This window comes from Parapedobacter lycopersici (assembly GCF_040395035.1).
Lineage (GTDB): Bacteria > Bacteroidota > Bacteroidia > Sphingobacteriales > Sphingobacteriaceae > Parapedobacter > Parapedobacter lycopersici_A.
The window spans coordinates 20023-33273 of the sequence record NZ_JBEBRB010000001.1; the positions used below are offsets into that span (position 1 = coordinate 20023).

General features: G+C 49.8%; 14 protein-coding genes. 6 read left to right on the forward strand and 8 right to left on the reverse strand.

What is annotated here, in order from left to right:
* The first annotated feature begins 67 nt into the window (after positions 1-67).
* The 3 genes from ABWO75_RS00095 to ABWO75_RS00105 all read left to right on the forward strand — a co-directional run bounded on the left by ABWO75_RS00095 (position 68) and on the right by ABWO75_RS00105 (position 2840).
* A complete protein-coding gene (locus tag ABWO75_RS00095; protein WP_353181311.1) occupies positions 68-1297 on the forward strand; it encodes an FG-GAP repeat domain-containing protein in 1230 nt (409 codons plus the stop codon).
* A gap of 171 nt (positions 1298-1468) precedes the next feature.
* Positions 1469-2452: an oxygen-dependent tRNA uridine(34) hydroxylase TrhO gene (gene trhO, locus ABWO75_RS00100; protein WP_353181313.1), complete on the forward strand. Its 984-nt coding sequence runs from the start codon at positions 1469-1471 to the stop codon at positions 2450-2452.
* A 16-nt stretch (positions 2453-2468) separates the two neighbouring features.
* A complete protein-coding gene (locus tag ABWO75_RS00105; protein WP_353181315.1) occupies positions 2469-2840 on the forward strand; it encodes a DMT family protein in 372 nt (123 codons plus the stop codon).
* Here the strand turns inward: ABWO75_RS00105 and trmB are convergent.
* Complete coding sequence (gene trmB, locus ABWO75_RS00110) at positions 2803-3501, reverse strand: tRNA (guanosine(46)-N7)-methyltransferase TrmB (RefSeq protein ID WP_353181317.1); 699 nt, start codon at positions 3499-3501, stop codon at positions 2803-2805. The two genes, ABWO75_RS00105 and trmB, sit on opposite strands and share 38 nt — an antisense overlap.
* A gap of 125 nt (positions 3502-3626) precedes the next feature.
* Between trmB and fcl the strand changes: the two genes are divergently transcribed.
* Positions 3627-4562, forward strand: a complete 936-nt coding sequence (fcl, locus tag ABWO75_RS00115; protein ID WP_353181319.1) for a GDP-L-fucose synthase — start codon at positions 3627-3629, stop codon at positions 4560-4562.
* Here the strand turns inward: fcl and ABWO75_RS00120 are convergent.
* The 3 genes from ABWO75_RS00120 to ABWO75_RS00130 all read right to left on the reverse strand — a co-directional run bounded on the left by ABWO75_RS00120 (position 4556) and on the right by ABWO75_RS00130 (position 5800).
* Positions 4556-5023 carry a hypothetical protein gene (locus ABWO75_RS00120; protein ID WP_353181321.1) on the reverse strand — a complete coding sequence of 156 codons (468 nt, stop codon included), beginning with the start codon at positions 5021-5023 and terminating at the stop codon, positions 4556-4558. The genes fcl and ABWO75_RS00120 overlap by 7 nt on opposite strands.
* The gene (locus ABWO75_RS00125; RefSeq protein ID WP_353181323.1) at positions 5001-5387 is read right to left on the reverse strand and encodes a phage holin family protein; all 387 of its coding nucleotides are present in this window, start codon (positions 5385-5387) and stop codon (positions 5001-5003) included. Before ABWO75_RS00125 ends, ABWO75_RS00120 begins: the two co-directional genes overlap by 23 nt.
* Positions 5388-5530: 143 nt before the next feature.
* Positions 5531-5800 carry a YtxH domain-containing protein gene (locus ABWO75_RS00130; protein WP_257657336.1) on the reverse strand — a complete coding sequence of 90 codons (270 nt, stop codon included), beginning with the start codon at positions 5798-5800 and terminating at the stop codon, positions 5531-5533.
* Between the two features lie 351 nt (positions 5801-6151).
* On the opposite strand from ABWO75_RS00130, the gene ABWO75_RS00135 reads away from it, so the two are divergent.
* Positions 6152-7339, forward strand: coding sequence for a glycosyltransferase family 4 protein (locus tag ABWO75_RS00135; RefSeq protein WP_353181325.1), 1188 nt, complete (start codon positions 6152-6154; stop codon positions 7337-7339).
* A gap of 89 nt (positions 7340-7428) precedes the next feature.
* Complete coding sequence (locus tag ABWO75_RS00140) at positions 7429-8967, forward strand: YifB family Mg chelatase-like AAA ATPase (protein ID WP_353181327.1); 1539 nt, start codon at positions 7429-7431, stop codon at positions 8965-8967.
* 5 nt (positions 8968-8972) lie between these two features.
* Here ABWO75_RS00140 and ABWO75_RS00145 read toward each other — a convergent pair whose 3' ends face one another.
* The 4 genes from ABWO75_RS00145 to ABWO75_RS00160 all read right to left on the reverse strand — a co-directional run bounded on the left by ABWO75_RS00145 (position 8973) and on the right by ABWO75_RS00160 (position 13227).
* On the reverse strand, positions 8973-10640 hold the full coding sequence (locus ABWO75_RS00145) for a sodium/sugar symporter (RefSeq protein ID WP_353181329.1): 1668 nt from the start codon (positions 10638-10640) through the stop codon (positions 8973-8975).
* 148 nt (positions 10641-10788) lie between these two features.
* A complete protein-coding gene (locus ABWO75_RS00150; protein WP_353181331.1) occupies positions 10789-11412 on the reverse strand; it encodes a rhomboid family intramembrane serine protease in 624 nt (207 codons plus the stop codon).
* A 43-nt stretch (positions 11413-11455) separates the two neighbouring features.
* The gene (locus ABWO75_RS00155) at positions 11456-12526 is read right to left on the reverse strand and encodes a PA0069 family radical SAM protein (RefSeq protein ID WP_353181658.1); all 1071 of its coding nucleotides are present in this window, start codon (positions 12524-12526) and stop codon (positions 11456-11458) included.
* Between the two features lie 53 nt (positions 12527-12579).
* Positions 12580-13227, reverse strand: coding sequence for a LutC/YkgG family protein (locus tag ABWO75_RS00160; RefSeq protein ID WP_353181333.1), 648 nt, complete (start codon positions 13225-13227; stop codon positions 12580-12582).
* Between the last annotated feature and the right edge of the window lie 24 nt (positions 13228-13251).

Sequence of the window (13251 nt, forward strand, 5' to 3'; positions counted from 1 at the left end):
TAAAAAGGGATAAGTATAAAATTATTTACTTTTGCGTAATAACGGAAACGCACCAATCTCAACGACCATGAATACAATTCATCTCCCCCGGATAGCCTCAAAAAATATATTTTTCATTGGTGCGGCAATGACCTGCCTTTATGGCTGCGCGGCTGCGCAATCCGACGAAACAGCTTACTTCCGCGACGTGACGGCTACTCATGTGCCTGCCGATCCGGACGCCCACGCGCTGGATGCAGCGCTGGCTGATGTGGATAACGATGGCGACCTGGATGTGATCCTGGCACTGGAGGCCGCACCCAACCGCCTGTATATAAACAATGGAAATGGAACGCTGACTTGGAAAAAGGGAGCTTTCACCGAGGTATCCCACGATATGGAGCATATCCGGGTTGCGGACTTGGATAATGACGGTATCCTCGATTGCATCTTCGTTGCCGAGGATGACCAGAACCACGAATATTACCTGGGCAATGGCGATGGTACCTTCCGCGATGTAAGCGACAGGTTACCTGCCAAAAGCGAAGGAAATGGACTCGACGTGGGCGACGTGAATGGTGATGGCCTGCCGGATATCGTCGTTGGAAATTCGGGGGCGGCTGCCCGGAATTTCCTCTGGATCAACGACCCTGACCGACCGGGTTACTTCATCGACCGAACGAACACACACCTGCCCGCGGTCGACGACCAGACGCAGAGCATTAAACTTGCGGACCTGGACGGTGACGGCGATCTGGATATGGTAATCGGCAATGAAGTACCTCCCAACCGGCTGCTGCTCAACGATGGCCAGGGTCGCTTCACCGAACACGCCGATCAGTTGGACTTACCCACATCCCTGCATACGCGTGAAGTACTCGTTTTTGATGTCGACAATGATGGGGACCTGGATATCGTATTTGCCAACCTGACCAGCAATGGTGGGGAGCGTGATAAGGATCCGCGGACACGGTTGTTGCTTAATGATGGTAATGCCCGCTTTACCGATGTAACCGAATCGCAACTGCCCGAGAATACCTTTTCCACTTACGCAGCTGCACCTTTTGATATTGACCGGGACGGACATCCAGACCTGTTGCTGAGTGCGATGAAAATTCCGCCGTTCGAAGCCATGCAGGTACACGCCTACCGTAACGACGGCAAGGGAAATTTCACCGATGTAACCGGCGAGGTAATTCCCAAAACCACCGTAGGAAGAAGCTGGGGGATTGCCGTCGGCGATCTGAACGGTGATGGGCTGCCGGATGTCTTTATTGGCGGCTGGGGTTCCCAAGCCAGGTTGCTGTTGGCCAGGTAATCACGCTGCACGGCCGGGAAAAACAGCCGGAATTGCACGAATTGCACGGACATTGGCCGGACGGAAGCACTTTCGACCTGGATGTTAGTTGATTGTGTATTTTTCCTGATATTCCGTACTTTTGTAGCCGATTAAACATTAAACGCCGTTTGCAGCGGTATCAATGAACTCATGAAAAAATACCAGACCCTGCTGTATTATTGCTACAGCCCGATTGCCCATGCGGAACAGTTTGCCGCGGATCACCTCTTATTCTGTCAATCCCTCAACCTGGTCGGCCGGATTATTGTTGCCGACGAAGGCCTGAATGGTACGGTTTCCGGTACCCCCGAAGCGTGCCGTACGTATATGGATGCGATACATGCCGACGAGCGGTTCGCACATACAGACTTCAAGATTGACGAGGTTGACCAGCCGTCATTCATTAAAATGCACTGTCGTTACAAACCGGAGATTGTGCATTCCGGACTACGCGACCCGAAAGTCATTGACCCCAATACGGAAACAGGCAAACACCTGGAGCCTGCTGAATTTATGGAGATGAAAGACCGTGATGACGTGATTGTGCTGGATGTACGCTCCAACTACGAACACCAGGTCGGTCGGTTTAAGAATGCCGTAACACTCGATATCGAAAACTTCCGTGAATTCCCCCAGAAGATCAATGAGCTTGCACAGTATCGGGATAAAAAAATCCTCACCTACTGTACCGGCGGAATTAAATGTGAAAAGGCCTCCGCACTGCTGCTGAAGGAAGGATTTAAGGACGTATATCAGCTGCATGGCGGCATTATCAAATATGGCAAGGAGGCCGGCGGAAAAGACTTTGACGGTAAATGCTATGTTTTTGATAACCGGGTAACCGTCGACGTGAACCACGTTAACCCAAAGGTTATTTCACAATGCCTGAACTGCGGGGCGCCGACCGACCGGATGATTAACTGCGCCAATCCGGAATGCAACGAGCACTTCACCCAATGCGAAGCCTGTGGGTGGAGCATGGAGGGGTGCTGTTCGGATACCTGTACAACGCATCCCAGGAAGCGCCCCTATGATGGTACGGGATATTATGTTAAACTGCCGCAGCCAGTCAATACGGAGAAACTCAGCAAGCGCAAACACAAACAACAGGCAATGCCGTCTTCATCGCTTTAACCCACCACTACATACGATGCGCGCCCTCTTGGTCATTCTGATGCTATGTGCATCAAACGTGTTTATGACATTGGCCTGGTATGGCCATCTGCGTTTTAAGGACATGGAATGGGGTAAAAGCCTCGGGCTCTTCGCGATTATTCTCATCAGCTGGGCAATCGCACTGGTGGAATATACTTTTCAGGTTCCGGCCAATCGGCTGGGCTTCCGCGGAAACGGCGGGCCGTTTAGTCTTATGCAGCTCAAAATCGTGCAGGAGGCGCTTTCCATCGGGATTTTTCTGGTATTTGCCCTACTGTTATTCAAGACGGAACGGATCGCTTGGAATCATGCCGTCGCCTTTGCGCTTATTATACTGGCTGTGTTTTTTGCTTTTCTGAAGAAGTGATTTTATCGTCACCGGTAAAACGCCATTTCAGGTAATTGATGTTTTTGTCGCTGGCAAGGTATTTCCGTTCATAATAGGTTTTGATCGCGAGCACCTCATCAACAAAGCCGGAATGGTAAAGGTCCGTCGTTTGCACTAATGGCTCCAACCCAAGCTCGGTTAACTTTTCCAGTGTGTATGCATGCAGCCCATCGTTGTCGGTTTTTAGGTGCATGTCTGCGCCGGGGCGGAGCACCTGCTGGTACCGTGCCAAAAAAGGCGGAGCCGTCAGTCGCTTTTTTTCCCGGCTTTGCTGCGGCTGTGGATCAGGGAACGTAATCCAGATTTCATCCACCTCCCCGCGATCGAAATAGTCGAGCAGCGTTTCAATCTGAATACGGAGAAACGCGACATTTGGAATGTGTTCTTCCAGCGCCGTCTTCGCGCCGCGCCAGATGCGGTTGCCTTTGTAATCAACGCCGATGAAATTTTTCTCGGGGAACAGCTTTGCCATATTCACGGTGTACTCGCCCTTACCGCAGGCCAATTCAAGCACCAGGGGATTTGCATTGCCAAAGTAACCGGATGCCCACTGGCCCTTTAATTCCCTGCCTTCGTCCAGCTGAAAGACATTGCCAAACGAATTAATTTCTGCAAACTTGCGTAATTTGTCCTTTCCCATAAATATGGCGCAAAAATAGGCTTATATTCCGGCTAAAAAAAGTTTTCCCGCCGACGTTGCCGTGCGCACTTTTTCGGGTCGCGTATACCGAACAAATTGGCTATTTTTGTATCAAAAGGGTACTTGTGGAAAAAGAGGCTAAAATATACATCGCGGGCCATCGGGGTATGGTTGGTTCGGCTATCCATCGAAAATTAAGTGGAATGGGATTCCGCAATTTCGTTCTGCGTACCTCTGCAGAACTGGATCTGCGCGACCAGCAGGCCGTTGCCGGATTCTTCGCCATGGAAAAGCCGGATTACGTGTTCCTGGCGGCGGCCAAAGTGGGTGGTATATGGGCAAATAACACCTACCGGGCAGATTTCCTCTATGAAAACCTGGCCATCCAGAACAATGTCATCCATGAATCATATGTCCAGGGTGTCAGAAAATTACTATTTCTGGGTTCCAGCTGTATCTATCCGAAGTTCGCCCCCCAGCCGATCCGGGAAGAGTACCTGTTAACCGGATTGCTAGAGCCCACCAATGAGCCATATGCCATTGCCAAAATTGCCGGCATTAAGCTCTGCCAGGCCTACCACGATCAGTATGGCTGTAATTTTATATCGGTGATGCCTACAAACCTGTACGGTTATCAGGATAATTACCATCCCGAAAACGCGCACGTGCTACCCGCATTGATTCGGCGCTTCCACGAAGCAAAGCGCAGCAATCAGCCCAGCGTGACCATCTGGGGTACCGGCACGCCAAAACGCGAATTTCTTTTTTCGGACGACCTGGCAGATGCTTGTGTATTTTTGATGGAACGTTACGATAGCCCGGAGTTGATCAATATCGGGACGGGTGCCGACATCAGTATCCGCGAACTGGCACATATGATACAGGATATTGTGGGATATTCTGGCGACCTACTGTTTGACACGTCGAAGCCGGACGGGACGCCCCGCAAATTAATGGATGTGAGCAGACTGCATGAATTGGGATGGCATCATACAGTTGGCCTGAAAGCAGGCATTAAGCTGGCGTACAGCGACTTCCTGAAACGATTTGGCGATCAATAGGTTTCGCTGTCGGGTGGAATTCCGTAATCAGTATGCCTGGCCCTGCCTTTTTTTCGTTTCGCCGGTTGGATAAAATGCGTTACCTTATCAATTAGCCCGGCCAGCGTATCTTTGTTTAACACACTTGCCGCCTGCTGGGAAAGCAGTGTCACCAATGCCCGTTTAATGAATCCCGCCCTGCGTAGGAAAAAGCGGTTAAGGATTACCGGAAAACCGATCCGGAGCACCCTGGTGATCCAGTCTTCATCGCCTTTGCGTTTCGCAAAGACGCCCTTGGCCAGATCGACCCCCGGTACCCAGGAGATGGCCGACTTAATAAACCGGACAGGCGCCTCAATCTTCTCGTTGAATAGTATGTATTGATCGTTCAGATAACTCTCCTGTTCCCGGGCGAGTACTTTAAGCCGGTCTATTTCCAGCCGCAGATCCGCCAGGTTCTTAATTTTGCTTTCCTTGCTCATCGTCTTCGGTTATTTCATCATTCCATTTCTGCAGAAAACGCTTAATGGAGAGGTTCATAAATAGGCGTTCCAAGCGGCTTTCAACGAGTGAGACCAATATGATGAGCAATACGAAAATACCACCGGTGGCCAAAAATCCTAATGAAGAGCTGCCCAGCAGCTCACTCAGATAGAAACCAAGCGCCAAACTCAGAAAGAAAATGACGAAGATGGCAAAAACTGCTTTAATACCGTCGACGAGTAAGCTGGCGATAAGCCGCGAAGAACGCTCCACCAACCGGAGTTTGGCCAGCTTAAATCGCGTGTCAATGTATTCCTTGCTCTTTTGAAATACGCCCTTAATCGAAAACTTTTTATCCTCCATTTGCTTGGGTCAAGGTAGTACTGATTCAGATGATACGGGATGCTACGCGCTACTTAATCTGCATAGCATGCCCATGGAACAGCCCCGAAGAAACTATCGCTGCCTGTGCCACTCGTGGCATAGGGCCGAGCCCCTTTCTATATTCAGGCGTGCTCTTCCAGCGCCTCCTCAACGGTGTGCGCATTTTTGCTCAACTTGGTTTTCACCATCGCCAGCATCTTTTCTTTGAAATCATTCAGGTGATCCATTTGTTCCGCACTGCGTTCCTTCAATGCATCACCGAGGTCTTTTAATGAATCATTCAGTTTGTCACGCGTCTCAGATCCCTTGTCAGGTGCAAACAAAATTCCTAGTGCTGCTCCTGCAGCTAATCCGGCCAGCAATGCTGCTACTACTTTCGTGTTATCACTCATAACTTATTGTGTTTTGAATTGAATACAAGTCGTTTTTTATGTTTGATTCAGCATATCTCTTATACCTAACCACCGCATCGGTTAACACCGGGCTAGCTGACGGACGGCGTATGGCTTTTAAGACAGCTCCTTGCTAAATATACAAACAAATAAGCAAATCGTTTGCCAAAAAACGAAAAACATCGGCCCGTATCCGCATTTGTCTATGTGCCTGACGCATTAATCATTCGTGGCATAAATATTGCGTGCTGACAATATTACAGAAGAGAAATAATTTAAAAGTCCAAAGATGCGGGCATTGTTATTTACCTTATCTTTGTGGCGGAAAACCGTACGATTACACCATTTTATATGATAGACATTTACTTGGTCATTTTTTCTTTTTTGTTTTCGTGCGTGATCACGTTGTACGCGGTTCCTTCGATGATCAAACTGGCGTATCAGAAGCGCCTGTTTGATGATCCGGCACTCGAGGAACGGAAGATACACAAGTATCGTACGCCGAATCTGGGAGGAATTGCCGTATTGACGTCTTTCGCTTTTACCGCTTGCCTATGCATCTCCGGCAACCTCTTGCCTTATGCCAATTACATCTTTGCATCGGGTCTGCTCATTTTTTTGGTGGGCTTGAAAGACGACCTAGCTGCATTGAATCCTTATAAAAAATTCCTTGCCCAATCCATTACTGCGCTGATTGTTGTCTATTTCGCCGATATTCGGCTGACAAGCTTTTACGGGGTATTTGGCATTCAGGATATCCATCCCGTGGTCAGTTACCTGTTTTCGAGCTTGCTCATCGTATTTATCATCAATGCATTTAACCTCATTGATGGCATCAATGGATTGCTGGGCAGCGTAAGCGTGATTGTGAGCCTGACGTTCGGCTATGTTTTTTTCCGGATGGAGGAGCACGGCCTGGCGCTGCTTGCAATAAGCATGGCAGGTTCTATTTTAGGGTTTTTACGTTACAACGCTGGCCGGGCCCGTATTTTTATGGGGGATGCCGGTGCCTATACCATTGGGTTTATCATTTCCGTATTGGCTATCCAGTTTATTGAGCTGAACAAAGCGCAGGATGTCGGGCTGGCCGATTCATTTGTGCAGTCGGTGCCGGCGGTGGCTATCGCCATCCTCATTATTCCGATATTTGACACCCTGCGGGTAGTCGTAATCCGCCTATCTCAGGGTAAGTCGCCATTTATAGCCGACCGCAATCACCTGCATCACCGGCTGCTGGACACGGGTATGAATCATACGCAGGCCACGTTGGTGCTTTCGGGTTTCAATCTGCTGATTATCGGCTTCGCGTTATCTTTCCAGCATATTGGCACCGTTGAGTTACTGTTGTTTATTGGACTCATGGCGCTGCTCATGAATACAATGCTCTGGCTATATGATGTGCGGCAGGCCATTATGCAGTCCCAGGCGCAAGCAGCTGACGAAGCAGATAGTGAGAAAATCTATCAGTTACGTGATCATGCGCGTGAAATGGCGGAAGGAGCCCTGCAGCAATACGAAGAGAAACAGCACCAAAATTAAGCCAAGCGGCGCACAGCCCTGTTTCGTTTCCCCCGTTTTTTTCTTTTAGCCTTTTTTCCTTAGCTTTAGGGAAAATATCAGCTAAACCTATGCTTATTAAAACTTATGGGAGTGCCGTACAGGGCATTGAGGCCACTACGGTTTCCGTGGAAGTCCATATTTCCGCGGGAATTAAGTATTACATCGTCGGGCTGCCCGACAATGCCGTTAAGGAAAGTCTCCGCAGGGTTGAAAGTGCATTAACTGCATCCGGATTCCGGATGCCAAGGCAGAAGATTGTCATTAATCTCGCCCCTGCCGATATCCGCAAGGAAGGATCTGCGTACGACCTAGCCATTGCCATTGGCATACTGGCCGCTTCCGGCCAGCTTGTTTCCGATAAATTGGCGTCATTCCTCATATTGGGTGAGCTGTCGCTCGACGGCACCATACAGCCAATAAAGGGAGCGTTGCCCATTGCTATACAGGCCCGAGAGGACGGGTTCAAGGGCATGCTGTTACCCGAGGCTAATGCCCGTGAAGCCGCCGTGGTTAGCGACCTGGAGGTGTACGGCATGAAAAACATAAAAGCAGTAGCCGACTTCATCGCCGGTGCCAGCCGACCCGACCCGCTAGCCGTGGATAACGACTCCCTTTTTCTGAAAAAAACGGATCATTACGACAGTGACTTTGCCGATGTCAGGGGGCAGGAACACATCAAACGGGCGTTGGAAATTGCTGCTGCCGGCGGGCATAATGCCGTGCTGATCGGTCCGCCCGGATCAGGAAAAACAATGCTTGCCAAACGGCTGCCAACTATACTACCCCCGTTAAGTTTTGAAGAAGCACTGGAGACCACGAAAATACATTCGGTATCGGGTAAACTGACCGACACTACAGCGCTGATGACCGGTAGGCCATTCCGTTCGCCGCATCACACCATTAGTGACGTTGCGCTGGTAGGTGGCGGGGCCAATCCGCAGCCGGGGGAAATTTCGTTATCGCACAACGGCGTGCTTTTTCTGGACGAATTGCCCGAATTCAGGCGGGCCGTACTGGAAGTGCTGCGCCAGCCGCTGGAGTCGCGGCAGATCGCGATATCCCGCGCCCGCTTCGCAGTGGTGTATCCGGCGAGTTTTATGTTGATCGCGGCCATGAATCCCTGCCCATGCGGATTTCATAACCACCCGGAAAAAACATGCGTATGCCATCCCGGAATGGTACATAAATACCTGGGCCGGATATCCGGCCCTTTAATGGACCGTATCGATCTCCATATTGAAGTAACCCCGGTTGATTTCAATGCAATGACAACGCCACAAAAAACAGAAAAAAGTGCAACGATACGCGAGCGGGTTGTGTGTGCACGGAAAATACAGACACGGCGGTTCAGTGCTTATCCCCATATCCATTGCAATGCCCAGATGGGGTCGCGGCTGGTACGTGACATCTGCTCGATTGACAATGCCGGACAGGCGTTGCTGAAAACAGCTATGGAACGGCTGGGACTCTCGGCGAGAGCATACGACCGCATACTGAAAGTATCACGTACCATTGCCGACATGGCGGGAAGTGGAGGAATAACGACCGAACACCTGGCTGAAGCCATCCAGCTGCGCAGCCTTGACCGGGAGAACTGGGCAAATTAACAGTACTACCAGAAAATGGTATAAATAGCAACCAGCAATCCGGCGATGATTAACGAACCGGCGAGAAAAGCCGGGTGTACCTTAAACATATTGCGGTCTACCTGGAGTCCATTCGGCACGATACCCCGTCTGTTTTCCCACACACTGATCAGGTACATACCAATCACGCAGAATACAAAGACAAACCCCATCCGGTCAATAAACGGGATTTCATAAACACCCGAGCCGTTGGGTACCGCAAAACCATAAGGATATAAGAAGTCCAGGTTTACCCAGTCGGGGATAAACTTCAGGACCACCGATAGGGCAAAGCCACCTATTGTAGCAAAAAGGGCTGCATTGGAGGTTGTCTTCCGCCAAAAGAATCCAAGAATAAACATGGCAAAGATACCGGGCGATACGAAACCCGTATATTCCTGGATATACTGAAATCCACCCTTTTCAATCCCCAAGTGCGGGGCAATAATCACAGCCAACACCATGGTAAATACAATGGTAATCTTTCCAATATTGACGAGCTTTCGTTCGTCGGCTTCTTTATCAAACAATTTCTTATAAATGTCCAGTGAGAAAATCGTGGCTATGCTATTGGATTTTCCGGCCAATGAAGCAACAACCGCAGCAGTAAGCGCCGCAAAAGCCAGTCCCTTAAGGCCCACAGGGAGTAGGTTGAGCAATACAGGATAAGCCTTATCTGCGCGGACAATGCCGTTTACCAGCATATCCGCCTGGAAGAACCCTTCGCTATACAGCACCCATGCCGCGATACCGGGCAATACCACAATAACCGGCATCAGCATCTTCAGAAACGCGGCAAAGAGAATGCCGTTCCGCGCCGTCTTCAGGTCGGCACCCAAAGCACGTTGGGTGATGTATTGATTGCATCCCCAGTAGTTAAGGTTGACAATCCACATACCTCCTATTAATACGGACAGCCCGGGCAAACTAATGTAATGTTCCTGGTCTTTGGTGAAAATCATGTCAAAATGTGACGGGGCTTTTTCATACAGCAGGCCCAGCCCCTTCCATATACCCGTTGTTTGATAATGGTCGGCCACCATATCCAAGGCCAGGTAAGTAGTAGCCAGCCCACCCAGGATTAGTACCAGCACCTGTAAGACATCTGTATAACCGATCACTTTCATCCCCCCCAGGGTAATGAATATAGCAAAAATGGCAATCCCGTACATGCATACGTTGAAGTTGATCGCCGAAATGGAAGAAACGGCCAGCGCACCCAGGTAAAGGATTGAAGTCAGGTTAACAACGATATACAAAAGCAGCCAAAACACGGCCATAATGGTACTCACCGTTCCGTTATACCGCTGCGCGAGAAACTGCGGCATAGTATAGATCTTGTTTTTGAGGTAAACAGGGATAAAAAACACGGCTACAATAAGCAGCGTCGCCGCCGCCAGCCACTCATAGGCCGCGATGGCCAGCCCCAACTTGAACCCGTCGCCACTCATGCCGATAAACTGTTCGGCAGAGATGTTGGACGCAATCAGCGAAGCGCCGATGGCCCACCAGGTAAGCGACCCCTCAGCCAGAAAGTAATCTTTCGTATTCAGCGCTTTGGCCTTCTTACGGTAGTAAATCCATAAGCCATATCCTGAAACAACAATAAAATAGGTCAAAAAAACCAGGTAATCTGAAAACGCTAACGTATGCATTGGCAGGCCTTTAAATTGGTTATAACGGACTACTAATGTAACTATTAATTACAAGATTCCAATAGGACGTAATATGATTTTACAGCGAATCCGGGATCAGATACAACTGGTCGGTGTAGGAAACGAGCGTTAAGCAAACACGACGCGGTTACGCAAATTGTTCGATAAAATGCTGGATAACCCAGGGATAAAAAAGTATGGTAAGTACGATGCCAAAAACAGCCCCGTAAAAGTGGGCATCGTGATTAATGCCGTCCCGTGCATTCTTTGAAGCCCAGACACAATAACCCAGGAACAGGATCCCGAACAACCAGGCAGGCATAGGAATAATCAGGAATACACCCAGCATCATTTTCGGATCAAATAGAATGAAGCTGAACAGCACTGCACATATTGCGCCGGAGGCACCCAGGCTGTAATAGGAAGGGTTATTCCGTTCTTTATACACCGTACCCACGTCGCTCAGCACCAGTCCAAGTACATAGATAATCGCAAACTGCAAATGTCCCCAGCTGCTCAGGTTTGCCAGTAAAGCCTCCAACGAAAAGCCGAAAAAATAAAAGGTCAGCATATTGAACAGCAGGTGTCCCCAATCGCGGTGAATCAGTCCGCTGGTCAGCAATGTATGTAACTGTTTCCCCTTGCTTACCGTGAAGGGATGCAGCATAAACCGTTCATAAAACTGATGATTTGAAAATGTATAAATGCTGGTGGCGATGGTAAAGGCAAAAATAATGCTGGCCACCGGAGTTCCGATCAGGTATTGTTCCATTAAAACTGCTTAAGCTGTCGAAAATAACAAAAAAATCCGGCTATTAAAAAAGTTCCAGCTGCCGCCCGGTACGCGGAGTAAACAAATCCAAGCGGAGCGGCGGCAAACCCGCATCGGGCATATAGCGGCTCAGGCCGAGCCGGAACAGCTGGTTAATGCTATCGGCCTCTTTGCCTTCACCACGCATCCGGACACCCCATCGACTGTCGTTGAGCTTTCCGCCGTGGCAGGCCGCGATGCCGTGGAGCACTTTTTCCGCGCGTTCAGGATAAGCCTTATGCACCCAGTCCACGAACAGTTCGCCAATCGCACCGTTCAGCCGGACAATGGTATACGAGGCAGCCCGGGCGCCGTGAGCAGCCGCGGCCTCAATAACCGCCGGCATTTCGTTGCTATTCAGCCCGGGGACGATGGGTGCACACATGAGCATGACCGGTATGCCTGCATCACTCAGTTTCCGCATTACAGTAAGCCTTCCCCTGGCGGTGACCGTCCGCGGTTCCATTTTCATGCGCAGTTCCTCATTCAGGGAGTTGAGGGTGACGGCTACGTGAACAAGCTGTAGCCGGGCTAGTTCGGCCAGCAGATCAATGTCACGCAATACAAGGTTATTTTTGCTGATGATGGAAACCGGGTGCCTGTAATCCAGCATCACCTGCAGAATGGAACGGGTAATTTTCAGCTTGCGTTCAACCGGCTGATAGCAGTCTGTATTCCCCGAAAGCATGATCACCGACGGCTTATACCCTTTGGCGTTGAACTGCTTTTCCAATAGGGTCGCCGCGTTCCGCTTGACGATGATCTTCCGCTCGAAATCCAGCCCGGCGCTATACCCCCAATATTCATGCGCGTTGCGGGCGTAGCAATAAATACACCCGTGTTCACATCCCTGGTATGGATTAACGGAATACGCCATACGCAGATCCGGACTGTCACTGACGCTGATGATTTTCTTTGGATGTTCTTCAATAAGCTGGGTATCTGAATGCTCCAGGAATTCCTCGTCCAGTCCCTCCACGTGCTCGGCCACGTAGCGATTAGCTGCGAATTTGTTATGGGTGTTAACCTGTGCACCCCTGCCTTTAAAATATGTAGTATTCTGTATGGTATCCATCACACAAATATACTAATATTTTTAGCAACACAATGCGATGTATCCGCGGTTGATTATCCTTCCAGTAGAAACAGGTAAAGGCTTTTTGGGCCGTGTGCGCCCATAACGAGCGTCTTTTCGATATCTGCAGTCCGGCTGGGACCGGTAATCAGGTTGATCATGGAAGGAAGCCGATCGCCATACCGTTGCGTTACAAGTGCCAGCCCATCTTTGATGTCCCACACCAGCTGCGAAGTAAACGCGATTACAATATGGATGTGGGGATAGATGCCTAATCGCCGTCCGGCAGCATTTCCATTACTTACCAATATGCTGCCCGAACGGGCAACGAGTGCTTCACAGGCGGTGATGCCAGCCTCCGCATCGGTGAAATCCTGATCGGTAACGTAAACAGGAAAATCATAACGGGCAAGCAGTTCCTGGATATGCGGTTCCCAGGCGTACATTTTGCGCAGCTTTTCCTTTTCGGCCAGCAGCACCAGATTCTCAATCAGCTGCAGTTCGTCTTCACAGTACACAAACTGCCCGGCAATCGCCGTAAACTGATGCGCAAACCGGATATCGATAGACTCTTCATCTTCCGGATACAGGGATGTTTCCTCAAAGCTGGGGTACGGATGCTCCCGCTTCTGAAGCAATGCCTGCCGGACTTTCTTCAGCATCAGCTCCTTCGATGTGGTATGCTTGGTATTTTTCTGCAAAGCGGGTGTTATTTAAACAACCGT